This window comes from Dyadobacter sp. HNCC25DJ185 (genome assembly GCF_056895195.1).
The window spans coordinates 321,528-345,833 of the sequence record NZ_JBXHAR010000001.1 but is presented as its reverse complement, the minus strand read 5'-3'; the positions used below and the strand labels follow the sequence as shown (position 1 = coordinate 345,833).

Sequence of the window (24,306 nt, the reverse complement as noted above, 5' to 3'; positions counted from 1 at the left end):
GGCCGGTGGTTAGCTGAAAAGGATATACTCTATTAAATCTATGGGCAAATTACATTAATAGTTTTCAAATTGCCAAAACCGCGGCGCATTTTATCATATTTGTTAAAATAAATGCAAGGACATCATTTCCCTACCACATGAACATTCATCTGCTCTATCCCCTGAGAAAGACACTGCTGGCAACCATGCTTTTGTACATTGCGCATCTGGCAAGCGCTCAGCCTGATACCATTCCAGTGATCAGAACTTACAAAACGGTTGACACCATCAATCTGCAGCTGAGCATTTTCAAACCCGCAAGCTTTGATACCGCCAAAAAATACCCGGCCATTGTGTTCTTTTTCGGAGGCGGCTGGATCAATGGCAGCATCGCGCAGTTTAAAAAGCAAGCTTTGTACCTTGCCTCCAGAGGAATGGTTGCGGTCCTGGCCGACTACCGCGTTGCATCCCGCCACCACACAACCCCATTTGAATCTGTTGCCGACGGTAAGTCCGCCATCCGCTATGTTCGCCAGCATAGTTCCGAATTAAACATCGACCCAAACCGCATAGCCGCAGCCGGCGGTTCCGCAGGGGGACATGTTGCCGCGGCTGCTGATCTTACCAGGCTCGACGAACCTTCGGAAGACCAGCGCATCAGCTCCCGGCCCAATGCGCTGGTGTTGTTTAACCCTGTCTTTAACAATGGTCCCGGCGAATATGGTTACGACAGGATCAGGGAGCGTTATCCGGAAATTTCGCCTTACCATAACATTGTGAAAGGTGCTGCGCCAGCCGTCGTGTTCTTTGGCACGAAAGACAAGCTGGTGTCCGTACAAACCGCGGAAGCCTATCAAACTAAAATGACCGAAGCCGGCAACCGCTGCGAATTGTATCTGTATCCGGACCAGGCTCACGGTTTCTTCAACAAGGGAGAAAGCTTTACCCAAACACTGCGGCAAGCCGATATTTTCCTGGAATCATTGGGTTATATCCAGGGTAAGCCGACGATCTGAGTCGTCGCCATTCATTCCGCGAAACCGGTCAGTTTTCATTTGATCTGATCCCAATCTACCACCCCGACCTTTTCAGCCCAGAGCAGAAATTCCTTTTCCAATTCGCGGACACGATCGGGATATTGTTTCGCAAGGTTCAGGGTTTCGGTCCGGTCGGTTTCCAGGTTGTATAACTCCCATGGCTTGTGAATTTCCGCAACCAATTTCCACGACCCTTTGCGAACGGCCCGACTGCCCTCGTGTTCCCAGAATAAGGTTCTTTCCGAAGATTCCGCTGTATTTTTAAATGTCCCCAAAAGGCTCTTTCCTTCATTGAGGATCAATTTTTTACCATCGAATTCCTTTGGATATGCTGCCCCCGCGAGATCCAGGCAAGTTGGCAAGAGGTCTATTAAATGGCTGGTCTGGTTACTCACCGACCCTCCGCGGATCATTTTGGGATACCAGGCGATAAACGGCGAAGCAATACCGCCTTCATGCGTGTTCTTTTTGAAAAGACTGAACGGTGTATTACTCACATTGCCCCATTCGGGATAGTAGCTGTCTATAGAAGCTACGGAGCCCGGCTGCCCATTCTTCTGGATTACATCCGCCCAGTCTTTCGCCGTATCGGCGCTGCCGCCATTGTCGGAAACAAAGAAAATAATGGTGTTTTTATCCTTTTTCAATGCTTTCAGCTTAGCAAGTATTTCGCCGATGCCGCGATCCATTCTGTCGATCATGGCTGCATAAATTGCCATTCGCAAATCCCAGTTGTCCTTCTCGGCATCCGAAAGCGATCCCCAGGGGGTTTTGGAAGCATAAGGTTCGGGCAGCTTCCAATTGTTCCGGATCAAACCGAGTGCTTTTTGCCTTTCAAAACGCGCTTTTCTGACAGCCTCCCAGCCCTTCCTGTATTTTCCTTTATACCGGGCGATATCTTCGGGTAATGCCTGGATAGGCCAGTGCGGCGCGGTGTAAGTGAGGTACAAAAAGAAAGGGTCGGGACTTGCTTTCAGTTCGTTGAGCGATTGGATTGCAAAATCCGTGATGGCCTGGGTAAGGTATTTCGAGGTATCCTGCCTTTGGACTTCCTTCCCGTTCAGCAGGAAAGTGACTTTGCGGCCATCATTGTAAATCGGCTCAGAGTTAAAATAACTGCTGCCGTTATTTTGCATGGTAAAGGATTTGTCGAAACCACGGCGATGGGCAAATGCAGGGGGCACAAGCCCCACGTGCCATTTTCCGGAAACAATGGTATGGTATCCTTTTGTTTTCAAAAGCTGCGCAATCGTCACACTGTTTTCACTCAAAAATCCCTGATAGGCCGGCGAACCCTTATCCTGTACCATATCCCCGATCCCCGCCTGATGAGGGTACAACCCCGTGAGCAGCGCCGCCCTGGACGGGCAGCAGCGGCCGCTGTTATAGAACGACGTCAGCCTTAACCCCTCTTTGGCAAGCCGGTCGAGGTTGGGCGTGCTGATTTCGGAGCCAAAACTGCCGAGGTCCGAAAAACCCATATCATCGGCCAGGATGATGATGATATTTGGTTTTTCCTTCCGGATCTGCGCTTCGGCCCCGCGGGTAAGCGATAGAAACAGCAATGCGTAAAAAAGTAACCTTCTCATTTCGTGTAAGCTTTGTCGATGGAGGCCCCCTCGTCACCCTGCTCTTTCATCCAGGCCGTCAGTTCAGCCCTGAATTTCCCGATCAGTTGCCTGTAGGCCGGGTCGGCAGCCAGGTTATTGAGTTCAAAAGGATCTTTCTGCGTATCGTAAAATTCCACCGGCGGACGGTTTACAAACCGGTTTGTTAGTCTTCTGGAATTTGAATCGGCTTCCGCCTTTTCGAGCCACGAAAACCAGACCATATTGCGATCCATGGAACGTTCTCTGTTCATCATAAACCGGTTATAATAAGGGACGTCAGGAATTAAATTCAGGATCAGCTTGTAACGGTTGTCGCGGATGCTGCGGATCGGATAGGCATTGCCCTCGGGAATGTTGTTATGGATTCCGTAAGCATAGGTTCGGGCCGTCTTGCTTTTACCTGTCAATACTGGGAGGAAACTTTTCCCGTCCAGGCCGGCAACCGGCTTTCCACCCGCAATGTCGATCAGGGTTGGCGTGATATCCTCGTACTGAACGATGGCATTGGTTTCGGTTGAAGCGGTCACCTTGCCGGGCCATTTCACCAGCATGGAGCTTTTCTGGCCCGAGTCCCACAAATTCCACTTGGCGCCGGGGAATTGTGCGCCCTGCTCGCCCAGAAAAATAACGACTGTATTTTGTTCCTGCCCCGTTTCTCGCAGCAGACCCGTGATTTCACCGACCTGATGATCCAATCGCCTGACCTCCGCGAGATACCTGACGTACTGCCTTCTGGTAACCGGGGTATCCACCCAGTCGGCAGGCAACCTCAGTTTGGCCGCATCAAATTCCGTTGTATCCCCGGTTGTCCATGGCGTATGCGGGTTAATGCTCATCACGAACAGGCAATATGGCTTTTCGCCGGCAGTAATGTATTTCCGGACGTCATCCAGGCGGTAATCGTCTGTCGGCGACACGCAGTCCGGCTCAAAGCCGTCGATGAGATCGAACGGGAAAACATGCTTTGGTTTCGTCACATGATCTTTCCCTGTCAGTCCGACCTGGTATCCCAGATCTGCCAGGTAATGCCCTACACTTTGCAGGTTATCGTAAACCGGTTTATGGTTCTGGAACGATCCGTGACGGACCGGGTACAAGCCGGTAAAAAGTGAAGCCCGCGTGGGCACGCACATGGCCTCCGAGACATAAATGTGATTGAATTTCAGACCTTTGGAGGCGATGAGGTCGATGTGGGTTGTTTTTAGGTTCTGACCACCATAGCAGCTCAACTGCCTGCTGTCCAGGTCATCGGCCATGATGATCACAATATTGGGCTTGCCTTTGCCCGGCTGTGCGTGGCAAAAATGGATAGCCAGTAAGACATAAGCGAGGGCAGGGATTGCCCAGGCTTTGACCCGGAAAAATACACTTTCAAAAACCATCAAGATGGAATATTAATCTACTAAATCGATAGACAAATAACGTTTAAAGGGTTTAGATTTACAACAACGGCAACAACATTACTCCCGGCGGGCGGGCAGCTTATCCGGAAGTGATGGACCGAAGCAAACCGCCGGCCAACGTCACGGACGTCTGAGCCGGGCCGAACATGGTAAATAGTTCTATTTTTTTGTCCCTACCCTTAGCTGGTTTCCCAGCCATGATCTGATCTGAAATTGGGCACGGAGTTGAGATCTTGTAGGATTTCATGTCCGGAAACATAAAAGTCCTCCCCTTTGCAGCCAATATGTTTATCGTGACCGCGCCATCCCCGATTTCTGTCGCTTCATAGATACGAATTTCCAATTCACCCTTCTCGGTCTGGGTTAACATCGTCTCGGCAACAAATTTTGTATCACCGATCGGTCAAAACCAACGATGTCCTGTTAGCCATACTTTTCTCAAAATTAAAATGAACAAGCTTTCCATGTTTGTGACGTACGTTCTGCTGAGCGTATGCAGCTTCTCTTATGCGTCGGCGCCCACTGTCCCCGCCAGCAATATCAACTTAAACCCTGTGGACGGCACCCGCCTTTCGGGGTATTTCACCAGAGGAAATGGCAACGCCCGTATTCTTGTGCTCAAAGAAGCTGGCCAGGTAACGGGATCTCCCGTCAATGGAACTGAGTACAGCTATAATTCCGGGTTTGGGAGCGCAGGAAGCGAGTTTACCGGGCCGGGAGAATATGTGGTTTACCGCGGGAACGGAAATTCGTTTTCCATTGACAAACTCAAACCGGCCACCACCTATTTCCTCAAAATCTTCGAATACAATGGCTCCGGTGCTGCGATCGAATACGGGGCAACGGCTTTTACAGCCAGCATGTCTACTGCCTCGGCACCCCTTGTGCCCACAAAAGGTCTGGCAATCAGCAACGTGACAGGAAACTCCGTCAAGTTGTCGATGACGGCCGGTGATGGCGAAAGGCGGATCATTCTGGCCAGAAAGGGCAGCCCCGTCAATGCTGTGCCGGAGGATTTGAAACCTTACATCAACAACAACAATTTCGGCGACGGCGCGGTCCTGAATGGAGATAACTTTGTAGTAGGGAGCGGATTAAGCAGCCCTTCAGTGACGATCGCCAACCTGGAACCCAATGCAACCTATCATTTTGCCTGTTTTGAGTACAACGGCAGCAGTAACCATTCACCGGTCTATATCAAAACAGCCGCAACCAACTCCGTCACGACCAGCGCAGGCCCGACTACGATTCCGGGCGTGATCACATTTACGGAAAAAGAAGGAAATGGTTTTAAACTCTATTTTGCAGTGGGAAACGGCACGAAGAGGCTGGTCATTGCTAAAAAAGGCGAGGCACCCGCCGCCGTTCCTCAAAATGGACAAGTGTATAACGGAAACCCTGTTTTTGGCTCCGGCTTCGAAATATCGCCGGGCGAATTTGTGCTCAGCAATTCGGGCGACGCTTCGCTGATCGTCTCCAATCTGGAACCGGCGACGGCTTACTTCATCAGAATTTACGAATATGATGTTGATCTGAGCGGTTACAGCTACTATCTGACTTCCTCGTACCGGACAGGCAGCAGCAGCACGGAACAGAAACCGACAATAAACAGTAACGTCAAAGTAACGGCCACTACCGGCTCCACGGCCTCGCTGAGCTTTCCGGACGGAAATGGAAAATACCGGATGATCGTGATGCGGGAAGGCTCTCCAGTGGACGGTACGCCTGCAGACCTCACCTACTATACCGGTGGGAACGTGGCCTTTGGGCTGGGTGCGACGCTGGGCGCGGGAAACTACATCATGGCTTCCAACATGAATGGCACTACCCTCAATATCTCGAACCTGAAAGCGGGTTTTACTTATCATATTGAAGTCTTTGAATCAAATGGAAATAAAAGCCCGGTTTATCTTGTTCCCGGCGCAAAAGCAAGCTTCACGATTTCCGTTGAACCGGCTGTTCCCTCGACGCTATTGGAAGCGCAGGCTCCGGAGGGCAACAGTGTTAAACCCGCCTGGAAAATCGGGGACGGGGCAAGAAGGGTTGTGATTGCGCGGAAGGGTACTGCAGTGACCGCCAAACCAGCCGATGGCCAGACCTACACCGCAAACTCCGAATTTACCAAAGGCACTGAAATCGAAACCGGCCAATATGTGGTTTATGACGGCACCGCCAATAATTTTATATTGAGCGGATTGGAAAAGGCTTCTTCCTATTACCTGGCGATCTTCGAATACAATGGCTCGCCGGCGGGCCCCGACTATCTGGTATCCCCATATCTGCAAGGGCAGGTCACTACGGTTTCCGTGCCTGCAAGTCAGGTTTATAACATCGCAACCAGTGAAATAAAAGCAACCCAGGCCACCCTGACCTTTAAAAGCGGAAGCGGTGCGAAAAGGCTTTTCGTGATCCGTGAAGGCTCACCGGTAGACGCAGAACCGGAGGACCTGAAACGCTACGAAGCAAATAGCAGCTATGGGTCTATGCCCATAGGAACGGGTAATTACGTGGTCCAGTCAACCGCAACGGAGGCCCCCTTTACAATTTCGAACCTTAAACCCAATACGCTCTATCACGTAACCGGATTTGAATTCAACGGTTCCTCGAACCCGGTTTATCTGCGCCCGGGAGCTGCTTTCAGCTTTACTACCCTGGAAAACACAGGCCCGGTCACTGCGCCTACTGTACCCGCTTCGCAGCCCGGCATTACCGCAGTGGATGGCGATCAGTTTAAGCTAGGCTGGACAAATGGAAATGGATCGGGCAGGCTCGTCATCGCCAGGAAGGACAGCCCCGTGGATTTCAAACCGACAGATGGCGTTGTTTATGCCACAGATCCGCAGTTTGGTTATGGGCAAGACTTGGGGAACGGACAGTTCGCTATTTTCGACGGCAGCCTGAACTTCGTCACAGCTACTGGCCTTCTGCCCGAGTCAGGATATCAGTTTGCGGTTTTTGAATATAATGGCAATGGCACGAACAGAAAATATCTGGTCACCGATTTCCTCGCCGCGACGGGATCCACGATTTACGGACCGACGACGGGCAGCAAAAATGTCCTGTCCGTAAGCTCCGCCTCCTCGATTTCCCTGAGCTGGACGATTGGTAATGGGGCCGGAAGAATTGTGGTCGTAAAAGAAGCAAATGCAGTGACCGGCACACCTTCAAATCTGAGCGTATATCCGGCGAACAACAATTTCAAATCCGGCGCCCAGATTGCCGAAGAGGAGTATGTGGTTTATGCCAGCAACGGGAATGCGGTCACCATTAACGGATTAAAACCCGATACAGAGTATTACTTTGCCATTTTTGAATACAATGGCACAAGCGCGCCGGTATACGGGACCGCCACAGCGGTGTCCGGGAAGGCCAAAACATCCGGGACCCTGCCGGTTACCTGGTTGTCTTTCACAGCCAAAGCAAGTCACAGCGGAACACTGCTGGAATGGGCTACCTCCTCGGAGTTAAATTCGGCCTATTTTGTAATAGAAAGATCTTTGAACCCATCGTACGGCTTTGACTCTGTCGACACTGTCCGGGCGGGGGGAGAGAGTACGCACGTGCTGAGCTATCGATATGAGGACGTTTTTGAAAACCCGGGAAACCTATACTACCGGTTAAAGCAGGTCGATCTGGACGGACAGTTTGAATACAGCCGTATTGTAGCAGCGAAAGCACTGACCAACAAAACGTTAACGATTTTCCCTAACCCGGTGACCGACCAGTTAACTGTTCAGGCAGACCATACCCTGAAAAACGCCGACCTGACCATTTACAGCCAATCAGGCAGGGTCGTCCGGTCCGGAATTCTAACTGAAAACCAATCAATTGATTTACAATCCCTTTCACCGGGTATTTACTTTATCACGATCAAAGGCGGGTCAAACCAGTATGCGAGAAAATTCGTGAAGCAATAACGTTCGTTATTAACTTCTTTGGCTTGTTCCGGAACGGCGAAAAGACTGAGGCTACTTTTCCCGTTCCGATTCAAACAAAATAAAAATGACCGTTCTTTGCTTTGATGCTTTAAAAGACGGTAACGATTACCTAACTTTTGCCTCATGCATACCCATTTACCCTTTCTGATTGCCATGATCGTGGCCATCGTGCTGCTGAACACCATGGCCAACAAACTCAGGATTGCCTACCCTATTTTGCTGGTCGTGGCCGGCCTGCTGATTGGGTTTATCCCCGGGTTACCCATGTTGCGCATTGACCCGAACCTGATCTTTTTCATTTTCCTGCCACCGCTCCTTTTCGAGGCCTCGTGGACGATCTCCTTTAAGGAAATGAGAAAATGGTGGCGGATCATCGGCAGTTTTGCCTTTCTCGTCGTGTTTTTCACAGCGTCGTCGGTAGCGGTGGTGGCACACCATTTCATTCCCGGCTTTACCATTGCCCTGGGATTTCTCTTGGGAGGGATCGTATCGCCGCCCGATGCGGTAAGTACCGGAGCCATCACCAGGTTCGTTAAAATACCCAAAGCCACCTCAGCTATTCTGGAAGGTGAAAGCCTGCTCAACGATGCTTCATCGCTGATTATATTCCGGTTTGCGCTGATTGCCGTAGGTACTGGTCAGTTTATCTGGCAGGAAGCGGCCATTAGTTTTATCTGGATGATAATAGGCGGCACGGGCATTGGTTTGCTACTGGCCTGGATTTTTGTTGAGGCACATAAACGCCTCCCTCTCGATGCGCAGTCAAATATTGCATTGACACTCATTGAGCCCTATTTCATGTACTGGCTGGCCGAGCAGATCCATTGCTCGGGCGTGCTGGCGGTGGTAAGCGGCGGCCTGTTTATGTCGGCCAGGCGGCTTGTTTTTCTGAATAGTACCAGCCGTATACAGAGCTTTAGTGTCTGGGAAAGCTTTGTGTTTATATTGAATGGCATTGTATTCCTGATCATCGGCCTGGAGCTTCCCGAAATTGTGGAAGGGATGCGCGAAAAAGGCATTCCATTGCGGACGGCCGTCGGGTCTGGAGTGCTGATCACGGGCGTGCTGATTGCCGCCCGGATCATCAGCTCCTACGCAGCGCTGCTTGCTACTTACATTTTTCGCCCTGGCGTAATCCCCCGTGCCAGGTCCAACAAAAGACGCTGGATGATGCCCATGCTGCTCGGCTGGACCGGTATGCGCGGTGTTGTATCGCTGGCGGCGGCACTGGCCATACCCATCACCATGGACAATGGCACGGCTTTCCCCCAAAGGAACCTCATTTTGTTTATCACCTTCATTGTGATATTGCTCACGCTCGTGGTACAGGGGCTTACCTTGCCTTCTTTAATCACACGTACGGAATTGTTTGCAGGCCTGACGGAAGACGAGACAGAAGAATCGACCAGGCGAAAAATGAAACAGGGCCTGAAACAACATGTGTATCAGTTTTTGAAAAACAAATATGAAACCGAGCTCAATGGTCACGCGGGCATGGAAAAATTCCTGAAACAATGGGAGGAGCGGGCCAAAGCCACCGACGACAGCTGGATGAATGAAAAGACCAAGCTGATTTTTGTAGAGCTGCTCGAAACCCAGCGGCAATATCTTACCGAACTCAACAAGGACCCCAGGATCGATGAAGATATGATTCGTCAGCAGTTGTACCAGATCGATCTGGAGGAAGAACGGCTGAAAATCATCTGACTTTGGCGGGTTGTCAGCGCAATAAATCCTTTTCCCGGATCAGTCTGCAAAGACTCCCGGCAATTTTTTTGTGACCTGCCGTGTTCAGGTGGCCGTCTACCGGATAGTAGTCGCCGGCACGGAGCAGGTCTGAGCTTCTGAGGAAATGCAGCTTGGGGTCCCCCTGGCTTTTCGCGTTCGCCTCAAAAGCATTGATCAGCTCCGGTCTTGTGTAGCGGCCGTCTATATGCATCACCACGATGTTTCCCGCATATACCGCCCTGATTTTATCCAGTACCTTAAAAAAGTGTTCAGTATGCAACCTTGTTTCAGCCTGCGACTTGATTGAAAGCGGCTTATCGTCCGTCAAAGGTTTCCCCGATATCCAGAAAGATAGGGCGTCGAAAGTATCCTGAAATACCCCGGCAGGGCTTGTGAAGGTGCGTTTGAAAAGCTCTTTTTCGCGGAGAAAAAAGTAGGTGTAGCGCATGGGGTAATACTGCTCATTGAGGCGGTTGAAAACAGTTACCTTTCCGAACTTTTCGGGCGTTAAGAGCTGGCCACCGCCGTTAGGATCGTTTCGGGCCATGTTCTCTTCCAGGTCGTTATCACAGTATTGGATCACCAGCAATTTGCACGAATCGCGTTGTAGCTTTTTGAATAACAACATCTCACGAAAAGTACCGTAAGAAGAAATACCCGCATTGATCGTCCTGGCGCCGGTTTCGCGTTCGGTGAGGTGAGCGAAAGTCTGGTCCTGGTCGATCCCCCAGCCCATTGTAAAAGAATCCCCCAGAAATACGATCTCAGGGTTTTCCAGCGACTGATCGTCGTCCCTGACGCCCAGGCTGTTGATCGAGAATTTGTTTTTATATTCAAGAGAAGCATGGTAGCCCACACTCCGCGGCCGGAGCGTATATCCAAGATCGTCGGAATAGCTGCTGAATTGCCTGTTGAACTGGATCACGTCACGATAATTGACCCATTGTTCCAAAATCCCTATCCGGTGTATTTCCGCCGTTTGATTTACCCGGATCACGTGCCGCATGTACATCCAGCAAATGCCTTCGGCCACTACGGGGAGTGCGAGGCAGAAAAGCAACGGTATCCTGAGCATCCTGCCTAATCCGCAACAAAGCATGACAAAGGAAACGGGCACCAAAATTTTGAACAGGACGATGCTCCATACAAAGTGTGTGAACAACTGCCACCTATAAACGGTCAGTGACAAGAGAAATAGACCGGCCATAAACAGGACCAGTCTGGTTTGGTTTGTTGACATTCAAATACGGCTAATTCATTGCCCATTTAACGCGCAACCGCCCCTTCAAAATCTCTGTAAAGACAAAAAATTATGTGTTTAATATTATTATTTATTTGAAAAATATATAAAACATTCATTTTTAAGCATCTACGAGCTACTTACCGACGCTTTTCAGCAGGGAGCATTGCATGGTATCACTGTTCCTCCTTGCGGCCTAAGATCGCGCACCAAGGCATCTCTAGCATGCACCGTTACTGGGCAAATAAATAATTTTATATATAAATAAATTATATATAAATTGGGCCAGATGTTTCACTTTCAAAGATCACCTGATCATGGCAGCAATCGAAATTCCCGTTAATGACCGTAGCGCGGGCTACGGCAAGGCAAGCAGCAGCAGGCTATCAACAGGCGTAGACATGACGCCCATGGTTGACCTCGGCTTTTTGCTGATCACATTTTTCATGCTCACCACGAGTTTATCCAGCCCAACGGTAATGTCCGTGTCCTTTCCCAAAAAAGAACCCAACGGTAACATGCCGGTTAAAGCGTCACACGTGCTCACTATCTTTCTGGGCGAAAACGACGAAATCTATTATCTGGACGGAGTGGCGGCCACCGACGGCCATGCCGGTTCTGCTTTAAAAACAACGCGTCCCGGCTATGAATTGAGAAATGTCATTTTTGCGGCGCAGCGGCGGGTCAATGCAATGGCGGGCCAGGTAAGTAACACCTCCGCGCCGTTTACCGTGGTGATCAAGCCGACGCCCGGTTCGAGCTACAAGAACATGGTAGATACCATGGACGAAATGGCCATCACAAGGACAACCCGATACGCGCTGGTCGACGAACTGACCGGGCCGGAATCAAAACTGCTTGCAGGCAGCCTGGAAAAGTGATTTGGATGACGGCTGTAAACAAATGGTGACTTCACGTCAGGGTATGGCTTCTAAATCGTAGTCGCCATCCTGTCAGACGTGATTTTATCTGATGTTTATTTACCATCATTCTAAACCTTTAAGTATGCAAAAAAAAGTATTTACCGAATTGTTTTATGTCAAATCCATGCGGATGCGACTGATACAATCTTTGCTGGTCGCTGTATTGTACGGGCTTACGTTAGCCGGACATTTGAACGCGAAGGGTGCCCCTGCTGTCGATAAAAGCATCTCGGGCACTGTCAAGGACGAAAAAGGGGAACCGCTGCCGGGTGTCAGCATCGTGGTAAAGGGTTCACAGCGCGGCACATCTACCAATGTCGACGGAACCTACCAGATCAGTGTGCCCGACGGTCCTTCTACATTGATTTTTAGCTTCGTAGGATATCTGCCCCAGGAAAAAGCAGTTGAAAACGAAACAACGCTGAACATAACCCTCCAGACAGACACCAAGTCTTTGGATGAGCTTGTGGTGGTAGGCTATGGTACGCAAAAAAGGGCCAACGTGACTGCTGCAATTGCCTCGGTCCCCATGAGCGAGGTAAAGGACATGCCCGTCTCCAATTTCGCGACGGCGCTTCAGGGGAAAATCCCGGGTGTGGTCATCCAGCAGAACAACGGTACGCCGGGAAGTACGCCGGCGATCAAAGTCCGGGGTTTTGGCTCTATCAGCGCAGGGAATGCCCCGCTGATTGTTGTGGATGGAAATATTGTTAATGCCAATATTTTCAGCACATTAAATCCTAATGACATCGAAAGCATGGACGTTCTGAAGGATGCTTCTTCAACGGCCATCTACGGCTCGAAGGGTTCCAACGGCGTCATGCTGATCACTACAAAAAAAGGGAAAAGCGGGAAGCCGAGCGTGAACCTCGATGTTTTCGCCGGTTTCCAGCAAATCAGCAAAAAGATCGATCTGATCAATTCACAGCAATTTGCCGAATTTGGAAAGGACGCTTCCAACAATGCCTATCTGGATAATATCAAAGGCGCCAACATCACAGACCCCAATAGCGTAAGGCCTACGGATTATCTCAGGTACCGCTATCCCAGGGGAGAAGTTTTCGACTGGTTTAATTTTGACGACCCTGCCAAGGTTGCCGCACTGCCCTATTACGACTATCAGGATAAAATTTTCAGGACGGCCAAAATGAGCAGTTACCAGCTTTCCGCTTCCGGGGGATCTGATAAGGCACGCTACAGCATCAGCGGCGGATACCTGAAGCAGGATGGGATCATTCGCAGATCGGCCCTGGACCGCTATACGCTGAGGGCAAATGTGGAAGTGAATGTGCTGCCTAAACTCAAAATCGGTTTAAATATCAACCCTTCGTATAAAGTCCAGCAGGAAGTGAAGGACGCGGGGCACTGGGCGGATAATGCCGTGATCAACTCGGCCCTGTCGGTCATGCCGATGATACCGATCTACGCAGCAGACGGCTCTTATACTTCGCAAACCGCTTTTGCCGCCCCTTATAACTATCCTGGCATTACCAACCCGGTTGCCAATATCACCGAGTATAACAGCCAGTACCTGACAGCCACCCTGCTTGCCAATACGTATGCAGAGCTGAACCTGTTCAAAGATTTCACCTACCGGGTTTCGGGAAACGTGAATTTTATGGGCAACCGCCGCAATGCGTACCGTACTTCCAAAATGCCATTGAACCAGATCCTGCCGCCTTCGGTGTCAACCGGAACAGCCTATTCGGATCAGAGCCTGAGCTGGCTTTTCAACCAGACTTTAAATTACAGCAAGTCGCTCAATGAAGTCCACAATTTTGACGTACTGATCGGGATGGAATCCACTAAATTCCAATACCAGGACAGCCAGGGAACAGGCAGTTCTTACCCGAACGATGTGGTGGAGACATTGAACGGAAGCGCGAGCGGAACAACGACAACGGCCGTTTCTTCCAAGGTGGAAAATGCATCGGCTTCGTATTTTGCGCGGGCCAATTACAATTACAAAGGGAAATACCTTGTCAATGTTTCGGTACGCCGCGACGGCTCCTCGATCTTCGGGCCCGACAACCGCTGGGGTACATTCCCTGCGGGATCGCTGGGCTGGCGGATCAGCGAAGAGGCATTTATGAAACCGGTCAGGGCAGTGTCAGAAGCTAAGCTGCGTGTAAGTTATGGTTTAGCAGGAAACAACGCTTTCAGCAACAACTATCCTTATGTAGCCACACTTCGGTCCGATAATTACAGCTTTAACAATGGGCTGGTCAACGGCCTGGCGCCTTCGTCCCTGGCCAACCCGCAACTTGGCTGGGAACGCAGTCAGCAACTGGACGCCGGGATCGACGTAGGACTCTTCAGCAACCGTATATATCTGATCGTGGATTATTATCAGCGCACCACCAAGGACTTGCTGCTTTCGGTGAATGTGCCCACGCTGACCGGCTTTGGTTCGGCAGTCAAGAACATCGGCAAAATGCAGAACAAAGGGTGGGAATTTGCGGTGAACACCCGTAATCTTACCAAAGCGCTGATCTGGAACACAAGTCTGAATTTATCATTCAACCGGAATAAAGTAATTGCATTGGGGCCAACAGGCGACCCGATCCGCAGCGGAACGGGTGTCGGCGAAACGAACATTACCCAGATCGGCTCCCCGATCGGCAGTTTCTACGGGTACAAACAATTGGGCGTATTTAAAGACCAGGCCGAACTGGACAGTTACCCGCATGATCCTACCGCCCGGCCGGGGGATGTAAAATATGAAGATGTCAACGGCGATCAGAAAATTGATGCGAACGACCGTACGATCATTGGTAACAACCAGCCCGACTTCATTTACGGGATCACGAATACGTTCAGCTACAAAGGTTTTGACCTGAACATTGCCATCCAGGGGACACAGGGCGGAGAGATACTGAACCTGAGCCGCCGGTTTTTTGAAAACCTCGAAGGAAATGCCAATCAGCTGACCACCGTTCTGACCAGATGGCGCTCCCCGTCGGATCCTGGCGACGGAGTAACGCCCCGCGCCAATGCCCGGACGACCGGAAACAACAATGCTGTTTCGACACGCTGGGTAGAAGACGGCTCCTACCTGCGTATCCAGAACGTCAGCCTGGGTTATCAGCTTCCGGCATCCCTGATCAACAAGGCGAAATTGCAGCAGGTACGAATTTACGCGTCGGCACAGAACCTGTTCACATTCACCAAATACCTCAATTTCAATCCAGAGGTAAGCAATTACGAAGGCCCGCTGACCGGAGGTGTCGATTATGGCGTGTACCCATTGGCCAAAACATTCACATTGGGTATCAACATCGGATTATAAGTCAAAGCCAGCCATGGGACGCGTGAAGTTTAAATTCAAAAAACAAAAAGCAATGAACATTTCAAAGCCATATCTATTCCTTTTATTCCTTGTCTCGCTCAGTTCGTGCAGCGAAGAATTTCTGGACCTGAAGCCAATCTCGACAGCTACGAGCGATAATTTTTACAGGACCGCCGACGATTTTAAAAATGCAGTCAATGGCGGGTATGCAGGACTCCAGGCCGGAGGACTTGCGGGGAATAGCTACATTTTCGGGGAAATTGCTTCGGATAATACCGTTGCCGTCGCTTCCGGATCTGTTACCGATCAGGATGAGTTCGACAGGTTTTACATCAAAACCACCAACCCGTATATCTCCGGCCGCTGGAATGACGCATACAGTGCCATAGCCCGGTACAATACAATTCTGGACAAGATCGGCGCGGTAACCATGGACGAAGCACTGAAAAACAGGTACATCGGGGAGACAAAATTCCTTCGCGCGATCGTGTATTTCACATTGGTGCAGACCTTCGGGGATGTCCCGCTGATACTCAAACCCGTCGCTACCCCGGATGAAGGCTATTCATTTGGCCGCACACCCAAAGCGGATGTTTACGCACAAATTGAAAAAGACCTTACAGACGCCGAAGGTATCCTGCCCGTTTCCTACCCTGCCGCCGATCTGGGAAGAGCAACAAAAGGTGCCGCCAAAGCCTATCTGGGCAAGGTGTACCTGACACAAAAAAAATACGCCCCGGCTGTCTCCAAGCTGAAAGAGGTGATCGATCTGGGTGTGTATGCGCTGCTGCCTTCTTATGCCGACGTATTCAAAGTCGCCAATAAAAATAACAAGGAGTCGGTCTTTGACGTCCAATACAAATCGGGCGGTGCCGGTGAAGGAAATCCCTGGCCCAATTCCTTTGCGCCCCAAAATTCGGGCAATGCGGTGATTGCTTTCGGCGGCGACGGCAATAACCAGCCAACCCTCGATATCATCAATGCTTATGAACCCGGCGATCTACGGAAAGACGTATCTGTCGCCTCATCCTATACAAATGCGGCAGGACAGGTTATCCCGGACAGGTTTATCAAAAAATACTATGATGTGCCGGTTGCAAAAAATGACAACGGCAACAATATCCCGTTGATCCGTTATGCCGACGTACTGCTGATGTACGCGGAAGCACTGAACGAAGTAGGCTATCAGGCCGACGGGGATGCGTTTTCTTACCTGAACATGATCCGGACAAGGGCTGGCTTAGCTAAGAAAACGGCTGCGACGGTTCCGACACAGCAGGATTTTCGCCTGGCCATAGAACAGGAAAGACGTGTTGAACTGGCGTTCGAAGGGCACCGCTGGTTTGATCTTGTACGCACCGATCGTGCGATAGCAGTCTTAAACAGCAAAAAAGAACAGATCAGGCTGGTTTCCGAGCTGACCACGAAAAACCTCGTTTTTCCGATACCGCAAAGCCAGATCGATATCAATAAAGAAAAAATCACCCAGAATCCCGGGTACTGATCAAACTGGTTAAAGACGGAAAGGGGCACAGCATAGGTTGTGCCTCTTTTCGTTTTCAGCTATCAGGAATCGCTTGCCGGACGGATCAGTTAAATGACCGTCTGAATTCCAATGGCGACAGGCTGGTTTTGGTTTTGAACAACTTGCTGAACGACTGCGGGTGCTCAAAGCCGAGCTCATAAGCCACCTCGCTCACCGTCAGGCTGGTTGTAGATAATTTTTCCTTTGCCTTTTCAATGAGCTTTTGATGGATATGCTGCTGCGCATTTTGCCCCGTCAGGGAACGGAGCATATCGCTCAGGTAGCTGGGCGAGATATTCAGGTTGTCGGAAAGGAACTGAACGGTCGGGATGCCCTGATTCAGCGATTTCTCCTGATTGAAATATTCGTCCAGGATTTCTTCCAGCTTTTGCAACAGGTTATTGCCCGAAACTTTACGGGTAATGAATTGCCGTTTGTAAAAGCGGTTGGCATAGTTCAGGAGCAGTTCAATCTGAGAAATCATCACATCCTGGCTGAACTCGTCGATACGTCCCTGCAATTCTCCATGCATAATATCAAAAATAGACAGGATAACAGCATTTTCCTGGTCCGATAAATGCAATGCTTCATTAGCCGAGTAGGAGAAGAAACCATATTGCCGGATTTTTTTTGCCAAAGGATAATGGAGCAGAAAATCCGGGTGTATCAGCAAAGTAAACAAGGAGCAGCTCTCAGCAATCGCTGCATCGTCGCTCTGGTGCCCAATCACCTGGCCTGGGGCAGCAAACAAAAGCCCGCCCTCGTCAAAATCATAGTAATCCTGCCCATATCGCAACTTCCCGCTCAGCCTCCCTTTCAAGGCTATTTTATAAAAAGTAAGCGCATGCGAATGCCGCAGCTTGCGCATATCGATCTGCGTGTTGCCATTATCGATCAGGCTGATCAGCGGGTGTAGCGGCTTAGCTAAGCCAAAGGCCCGATGCAGGTCGGACAGAGAATCGAATTTGTAGGGAGCGTCTTCGTTTTTCATTTTGAATTGATTTGCGTGAACCGGTAACATCAGCTACCGGTTCACATTTTTCTAGCCCTCTTGTTTTGACACCCCTTGAGCGGAGTTCGAAACTTCCTCCCATTCTTCCCAGAGTGCCAAACGCCCGGCGTAATCCTTACGCACCCAAGGCAGATTGTGGCTGCCCAGAAAGAACCGCAGAGGCGGATTTTCCGAATCTACGATTTTGAAAAGTGCCTCCGGCGTCGCATTGGGGTCGCCCCTTTCCAGATTTCTGATCCCGCCGATGAACTGGTTTTTAAAGTCCTCGTAAATGTCCATTCCTGAGGCAAACTTCAACGATTCCTGACTCCCGAACTCGGTAGCATAAGCACCTGGCTCAACGATCGTTACTCTGATCCCAAAAGCTTTGACCTCCGCGGCCAGGCTTTCGTGAATGGCCTCGAATGCCCATTTGGAAGAACAATAGTAGCCAATCACCGGCAATACCACATGGCCCAGGTTGCTGGATGTGCCCAGAATATGCCCGTAACCCTGTTCCCGCAGCAAGGGAAGCGCCGCCTGGATAACGGCGATCGGACCGAAAATGTTCGTCTCGTAAAGCGCACGCACGTCGTCCGCACTGGCTTCCTCAATCGTCCCGACGAGCGAGTAACCCGCGTTGTTGAGCACAATATCCAGCCTTCCGAAATGGGTATGCGCCTGCGCCACGGCCGATTTTACCTGTTCGGCATTGGTGACATCGAGCTGCAATGTCAATACATTTTCGCCGTATTTCTCCCGGAGACCGGCAATACTTGCAAGGGAGCGTGCGGTGGCCGCTACTTTATCGCCCCGTGAAAGCGCTGCCTCGGCCCAGACCCGCCCGAAACCGCGGGATGCGCCCGTAATAAACCAAACTTTATCCGCCGAAGCTGGGGCTAGGGCAGGCTGAGCGCCTGATTTTTCATCTTGTTGTACCATCATTTTAATTTTTGATTTGAATGCGACAAAGGTCCGCTGCGGCCATGCTGCGTTTGTAGTCTAATCGGGGGTTTTCGTAGCCGAAATGAGGATGGGGCCTGTTTGAAAGCAGGAAGGAGATGGGCCCCGACGAAAAGTAACCTGCCGTGCACCGGCGTCTTAAGTTATTGCTTATCAACTTCCGGACCGGTCGGGATGAGCTGGCAAATGCATGCAATGATCACTGACTTACTTTGCGGGGCGAAAGCATCCGGACAGTAGGCCAACAATCCTCACCGGGCATCGCGGATAGCAATTCGACAATGCCACATTGCCGCGTCGCCGACGGCGTGCTATCTATTGTCGCGCAGGCGGTACCGGCTTGGTGACCATTCCTGCAGAGGGGAATGGAAAACTCACTTATTCAGGCTCCCACCTCCTCTTTCCTGAATTTCAGGACGCGCTCTATGAAATCAACCGGCAGAGGTTTGTCCAAAGGCAGCTGGATCGCTGATTTCGAAACCTTCAGCCCTTTGAGTTCCGGTGCAAATGCTGTCAGAAAGGCGTCGCTCCAGGGGTTGGAAATGGTGAGGTGTTTTGCAAACCCCGCGTAGTAGATTAAAAACTTTTTGCCGATTTTAAACGCAGGTATCTGGTAACTGATCACTTCCACTGCTTCGGGTGCTATCTGATGCACGAGTTCACGAACGGCCTGCATTCTTTCCTGCATATCCCCTGGAAATGCCTGGTGGTATTCATCAATCGTCCGGTAGTCTGTTTTTGCCATTGGTTTAAAGGTGAGATGGTTCAGGCCGAATTACGGAATTCACTTGCTTTCAACATGCAGCCCCGGCCTGATCAACGCAAGCATCATTATCCCGATACCGATCGCGAAGGACAATAGCATCCATGCGATCTTGTGGCCGTTGCGCCCTTCCACGGGGTCGTACCTCGGTTCCAGGATGACGAATGTATTGTTGGTTGGCCTCCTCCACGCGTTTTGAACGGCTTGACGAAAATTTTCGCGGTCGTACGAGGCTGGCTTGCATTCAAAATGGTCCACTTTATAGAAGTCGTAAGTGTTCATAGAATCCACGCAGGTTCGGAGAAAATCCCGGAAACGCTGCTCCTTTTTTGCCTGACTACTACGATTGCTGATCTGCTTATGAAATTTGACACCGTACCAATAGAGCGGCGTCATGGTGATGGCCTGGTTCTTATGAGTGAGCATCGGGTGTGTAAAGCAAATGTCGATGTTCAGGTTTTCGTTAAACCGCCCGGTCTTGCGGAAAGCGTAACGCACGCCACCGATCGGCCGATACACAGCAAAAGTATCGATCCGGTAATACCTGGCTTGCTCGTGCTTGCCAATTTCCCTGACATTCGGAAGATCGAGTACCTTTGCCGTGGCAGTTGTAACGTAATGTTGCGAAAATACCAGCATGGCCCACATCGTGAACCAGACAATTAATTGCATACGCGTTTGTGCCCCTTTTTGGTCCTTCCGAAAAACAAGCCTATCGAATTTCAGCCAAAGCAAAATGGGCAGCCAGGGAGCGAAGGCAGGTATCCAGTAGTTCCATATTTCCTCATCGATCTCCAAAATCGGGTGCTTGCCTAAAAAGAAAAACCAGCGGATTAAGCCCAGCACGAGCAAAGTGCCCCAGGAAACTACCGAGAACAGTGGTAAAATCGCTTTGAGCTTTAAGAGGTAGTTTTGATTGACCGTCATTAGAAAAAAATAGCTAATGTCAAAATCAAGTACAAGTCATAATCTATTTGTCCGGGAGACGATATTTTCAAAAGTTTCATTCTGTCCAGCCTACTTTTCGGTACTGGCGAAAGCAGCAATGGATAGTTGCGTTTAATCTCGCTGTGAACATCCGAGAACTTATCCCTGAAAAATTGGCCATGCCGGGAGAAAACTTTCCTCTCTAAAAAAGCTCGCCCTCAGCGAGCGGATTGGATTCGCCACGCGCGCAATTTTCCGAGAAACATCACGCTCCATGCGAGTTTCCGTTTGAATAAACCGGCCCAATAACGACGACCTGGCCTTTGAAGAGATGCTGCATTTTTCATCTGATTTTAAAAACCTGTTCGGGCTGACACCCGCTGAACTGGCGGAACAAAAAAAACCGGAAGCAAACGCTACCGGCCTTTTCACAATTTGACACCAATTATAAGTTCTTTATGTCATTCGTGACCTGTTACTAAAATGAGTATCTCGCGCCCAGCTGCATCTGACATCTGGAGGCCAGCGGGTCTATCGAATAAGGGGCGCCGGGTTTGGTCCAGGTAAAAGTAGGATCGCCCGTCGTGGGGTTGGTCGCGCGCGCTAAGCCGATGGAAGCTGTTGAGTTGAAAGTATTGGGCGAGAAATAAGAGTAGCCCAATTTTTTATCAACCAGGTTCAGGAAATTAAGCACGTCGTAAGTAATCTGAAGCGCCTGTCGGCCTTTGATCTTGAACTCATGCATAAAACGAAGGTCCATGGTGTTATTCCAGGGTGTACGGCCCCCATTCCTTTCCGTAAAATTTCCTTTCCTTGATTTCAAATAGGATTTTGAATCAACAAAGGCCATGAAATCAGCAGCTTGTGTACCAGTCGGCAAAAGTTTTTGCGCCTCGGCAAGATCCTTTGGAATGTAAGCCAGGCTGTTGGCCTGCCCTGTTCCGTCGATGGTGGTGTTTACATATCCCCAGGAGAACGGTGTGCCCGACTGGAACGAGTAAAACAAACTGACCGTCGTCGCATTTTTCGGGTTCCATGATTTACGGTAGTTGACAGTGCCTACGATACGGTTCCTGATGTCAAAATTCGAATAACCAAGCTTAGGATTATTGGGGGTCAGCGACTGGTTCAGCTGCCAGTTCGATTCCATCGAGTTGCGGATACCATTGGTGATATCGTAGGATTTTCCGTAAGTGTAGGCAGCCGAGAAACCAAAGCCCATCGGGAAAGTCTTCTGGATCTGGCCGGTTAAGCTGTAACGGTGGCCTTGCTTGGTATTGGATAGCATGTAAGCGTTCGCGAAATTATTGTCGATCCGCTGGGCTCCGGCCGATCCGTTTGCAGCCACGTAAATCGGCTGCTGGTGCTGGGTGTCGTAGCTATAGTAGCGGACCACGTCTTTGGTATTGACCTGCTGAAATTTAAGGTCCTGGATCACCTTGGTGTACAAGCCCTCGACCGTGAACTTATAGCCGGCCACCGTATAATCTACCGCCAGGTTGCTCCTGAACATTTGCGGCATCTTAAAATGATTGTCGATGAGGTCTACCTGGGTCCTCTTTACGCCGCCGTTAGCCGGATTGTTGTTGATGAGCACGCCACCGTTTGGCACAAGCGGATCGCCCACCAGCTTGGTTGCGGCTGTTGCATTGTTGTTGAAATCATAAGCCCCATAACCTACGCCATTGTTATAGAATGCATAACCCAGCCACGCAAAAGGAATACGGCCGGTGAACAGTCCCGTTCCGCCGCGAACGATCACGCTCTTATCCCCTTTCACATCATATTTGAATCCCAAACGGGGCGAAACCTGTACGTTGTTCAGGTACTTATTGTTGATCTGGTTGAGCGGGGTATAAGAATAGGTGGTACCATAGCCCGGATCTGTCGCCGCTGCGGTAACCAGAGGGCTTAATGCAGGCTTATTAGGCAATCCTGAATAATCCAGACGGATGCCCGGGGTGATTTTAAGACGGTCGGTCAGCTGGATATCGTCCTGAATATATGCGCTCAGCAGGTTAACCTTGAACTGCGCATAGGGATTATTAAACTGCGTTTCCAGGTTGTTGGTCGGATCGGAAAAGGGGTAAGAACCACGCACACGGTTGGGCAGAGACTGGTTGTTGGGCGTGCCGATGCCCAGAAACTGGTCGAGGTTGCTATATGAAATACGCCCGTTGGGAGAATTGACAAACCCGTAATTGATATGATAAAACTCATTATGCGTTCCCACTGTGAAGGTGTTTTTACCCACATAAAAAGTATAATTGTCGGTCACCTCGAACGTCTTTTGCTTCAGATTAAAAACCGATGCTTCGCGGTCGTTGCCCAGGAAGATCGTTCCGCCGTTGTACCCGATTTCAACCTGCGGAAAAGTCCTGATATTCGCCAGGGTATTGCGGTAGTCGTGGATCGAGGAATAACCCACGATCAGACTATTGGACGAGTGACCTCCAAACTGGCTTTTCAGCTCCGCAACCGTACTCGTCTGATTGTTATGTTGCTTGAAATCGATGCTCCCGAAGCGGAAGTTCTGTGCGTCGCGTTCCAGGTTAGTGGCTTCCGAAAATACCGTGTTGTTGCGGACCGACAGCTGGTGTTTACGGCTGATGTTCCAGTCGATACGGTTGAAAAACTTGGTGCTTTTTGAATAGATCGAGTAATTGCCGAAAGAGCCGGCATCAAGGCCGTAATTGGTTTTTACAAAATCCGTGATCTCCTGGGCCACCGCTGCATCCTTAATCAAAGAGGACGGAGTACCTGCCTGAAACTGGACAGGGTCCTGGCGGCGGGTCACTTCCTCGTTCGTGAAGAAGAAAAGCTTGTCTTTGATCAACGGGAGGCCCACTCGGGCACCTGTCTGGTATTCGTAGAAGGTACTGGGCAGTTTTTCTTTCGCATCCGAAGCACCGTTCCATTTGGTTACAAGTGCCGAGTTACGGCCAAATCCATACACCGAGCCCGTCACTTCATTGGTACCGCTCCGCGTTACCGCATTGACCGACCCTCCCAGGAAGTTGCCCAATCTGACATCGAATGGTGCAACGGCAATCTGGATATCCTGAATGGCGTCCAGGCTGATCGGGTTGGTACGGGTACTGGACCCAGGCTGGCCGGTCGATCCCGTGGAGCCGCCCAGCGATGGGCTGAAGCCGATCGCGTCGTTGTTCACGGCACCGTCGACCGTTACGTTGTTATAGCGGAAGTTGGTGCCCGCAAAGGAATTGTTGTTATTGACCTGGGGCGAAGTCCTTGTCATGTCCGTCAGACTGCGTGAAATGGTGGGTAACCGGCGAATGGTTTCCGCATTTACATTCGACCCGGCGCCCTCCCGCTCGCCGCCCCGCGACCCTGTAACGGTCACTTCGGTCAGTGTCTGGCCTTCGTCCTTTAAAGTGACATTCAGGTTGGTCGTTTCTCCAAGCTGGAGGACGATATCCGAGAGGGTTTCTGTTTTAAAACCTACGTAGGTGACGTCGATCCGATAAGGTCCGCCGGCGTTCATGCTGTTGATCCGGAAACGTCCGTCAATGTCGGTAACCGTCGCGTATTTGGTGCCGGTGGGAATGTAGGTAGCCTGAACCGTCGCGCCGATCAGGCTGGCATTTTTGTTATCGCTGACAAGGCCGCTGATACCGCTGGTGGTAATTTGGGCAGTAGCAACGGTGGCAATGAAAAAGAGTAATAGCAGGGTAGAAACAAAATGCTTCATGAGACTTAACTGTTTGATTGTACAGCATAAAAGTCCGGCAAATCCCAGAAACCGATGTTAAGCCAATGTTACGTCAGCAGCTCCCGCCTATCTTCTAATCTTCTTTTAATTGTTTTTAAATCCTGCTTTAATCTTGAGATTAAAATGTAGGTGATACGGATATATTCATCCCCGCTCTCCCTGGATTTGCGGGTGTGCAGACGTCCTGTCATCCCCGCAGAGGCAACGATTTTCCTGAATAAGCGGGTTGCAAGTATTACTCAAAATACCCACTTGGG

General features: G+C 50.3%; 15 protein-coding genes. 6 read left to right on the top strand and 9 right to left on the bottom strand.

Translation table 11 applies throughout. The features are described from left to right. The first annotated feature begins 137 nt into the window (after positions 1 to 137). A complete protein-coding gene (locus tag AC1XUF_RS01375) occupies positions 138 to 995 on the top strand; it encodes an alpha/beta hydrolase (protein WP_483339793.1) in 858 nt (285 codons plus the stop codon). Between the two features lie 35 nt (positions 996 to 1,030). On the opposite strand, the gene AC1XUF_RS01370 is transcribed toward AC1XUF_RS01375, so the two are convergent. From AC1XUF_RS01370 to AC1XUF_RS01360, 3 genes are all read right to left on the bottom strand, one after another. Continuing rightward, a complete protein-coding gene (locus AC1XUF_RS01370; RefSeq protein WP_483339792.1) occupies positions 1,031 to 2,605 on the bottom strand; it encodes an arylsulfatase in 1,575 nt (524 codons plus the stop codon). Beyond that, positions 2,602 to 4,008: a sulfatase family protein gene (locus AC1XUF_RS01365; protein WP_483339791.1), complete on the bottom strand. Its 1,407-nt coding sequence runs from the start codon at positions 4,006 to 4,008 to the stop codon at positions 2,602 to 2,604. Before AC1XUF_RS01365 ends, AC1XUF_RS01370 begins: the two co-directional genes overlap by 4 nt. A gap of 100 nt (positions 4,009 to 4,108) precedes the next feature. Further along, a complete protein-coding gene (locus tag AC1XUF_RS01360) occupies positions 4,109 to 4,399 on the bottom strand; it encodes a hypothetical protein (protein ID WP_483339790.1) in 291 nt (96 codons plus the stop codon). A gap of 79 nt (positions 4,400 to 4,478) precedes the next feature. On the opposite strand from AC1XUF_RS01360, the gene AC1XUF_RS01355 reads away from it, so the two are divergent. Together AC1XUF_RS01355 and AC1XUF_RS01350 are read left to right on the top strand one after the other, a co-directional pair. Beyond that, entirely contained in the window at positions 4,479 to 7,946 is a 3,468-nt protein-coding gene (locus tag AC1XUF_RS01355; RefSeq protein ID WP_483339789.1) for a T9SS type A sorting domain-containing protein, read from the top strand. Between the two features lie 144 nt (positions 7,947 to 8,090). Beyond that, positions 8,091 to 9,674, top strand: a complete 1,584-nt coding sequence (locus tag AC1XUF_RS01350; protein WP_483339788.1) for a Na+/H+ antiporter — start codon at positions 8,091 to 8,093, stop codon at positions 9,672 to 9,674. A 13-nt stretch (positions 9,675 to 9,687) separates the two neighbouring features. On the opposite strand, the gene AC1XUF_RS01345 is transcribed toward AC1XUF_RS01350, so the two are convergent. Continuing rightward, a complete protein-coding gene (locus AC1XUF_RS01345) occupies positions 9,688 to 10,935 on the bottom strand; it encodes a hypothetical protein (protein WP_483339787.1) in 1,248 nt (415 codons plus the stop codon). Positions 10,936 to 11,252: 317 nt separating this feature from the next. On the opposite strand from AC1XUF_RS01345, the gene AC1XUF_RS01340 reads away from it, so the two are divergent. The 3 genes from AC1XUF_RS01340 to AC1XUF_RS01330 all read left to right on the top strand — a co-directional run bounded on the left by AC1XUF_RS01340 (position 11,253) and on the right by AC1XUF_RS01330 (position 16,651). Next, the gene (locus tag AC1XUF_RS01340; RefSeq protein ID WP_483339786.1) at positions 11,253 to 11,816 is read left to right on the top strand and encodes an ExbD/TolR family protein; all 564 of its coding nucleotides are present in this window, start codon (positions 11,253 to 11,255) and stop codon (positions 11,814 to 11,816) included. A 124-nt stretch (positions 11,817 to 11,940) separates the two neighbouring features. Continuing rightward, on the top strand, positions 11,941 to 15,147 hold the full coding sequence (locus AC1XUF_RS01335) for a SusC/RagA family TonB-linked outer membrane protein (protein WP_483339784.1): 3,207 nt from the start codon (positions 11,941 to 11,943) through the stop codon (positions 15,145 to 15,147). Between the two features lie 52 nt (positions 15,148 to 15,199). Next, entirely contained in the window at positions 15,200 to 16,651 is a 1,452-nt protein-coding gene (locus tag AC1XUF_RS01330) for a RagB/SusD family nutrient uptake outer membrane protein (RefSeq protein ID WP_483339783.1), read from the top strand. Positions 16,652 to 16,736: 85 nt separating this feature from the next. Here the strand turns inward: AC1XUF_RS01330 and AC1XUF_RS01325 are convergent, their stop codons facing one another. From AC1XUF_RS01325 to AC1XUF_RS01305, 5 genes are all read right to left on the bottom strand, one after another. Beyond that, positions 16,737 to 17,663 (bottom strand): helix-turn-helix domain-containing protein, encoded by a 927-nt coding sequence (locus AC1XUF_RS01325; RefSeq protein ID WP_483339781.1) that lies wholly within the window; start codon positions 17,661 to 17,663, stop codon positions 16,737 to 16,739. A 51-nt stretch (positions 17,664 to 17,714) separates the two neighbouring features. Beyond that, on the bottom strand, positions 17,715 to 18,608 hold the full coding sequence (locus tag AC1XUF_RS01320; RefSeq protein ID WP_483339780.1) for an SDR family NAD(P)-dependent oxidoreductase: 894 nt from the start codon (positions 18,606 to 18,608) through the stop codon (positions 17,715 to 17,717). A 400-nt stretch (positions 18,609 to 19,008) separates the two neighbouring features. Continuing rightward, positions 19,009 to 19,371 (bottom strand): iron chaperone, encoded by a 363-nt coding sequence (locus AC1XUF_RS01315; RefSeq protein ID WP_483339779.1) that lies wholly within the window; start codon positions 19,369 to 19,371, stop codon positions 19,009 to 19,011. Positions 19,372 to 19,410: 39 nt separating this feature from the next. Next, complete coding sequence (locus AC1XUF_RS01310; protein ID WP_483339778.1) at positions 19,411 to 20,316, bottom strand: hypothetical protein; 906 nt, start codon at positions 20,314 to 20,316, stop codon at positions 19,411 to 19,413. A 478-nt stretch (positions 20,317 to 20,794) separates the two neighbouring features. Beyond that, the gene (locus AC1XUF_RS01305; protein WP_483339777.1) at positions 20,795 to 24,028 is read right to left on the bottom strand and encodes a TonB-dependent receptor; all 3,234 of its coding nucleotides are present in this window, start codon (positions 24,026 to 24,028) and stop codon (positions 20,795 to 20,797) included. Positions 24,029 to 24,306 lie beyond the last annotated feature (278 nt).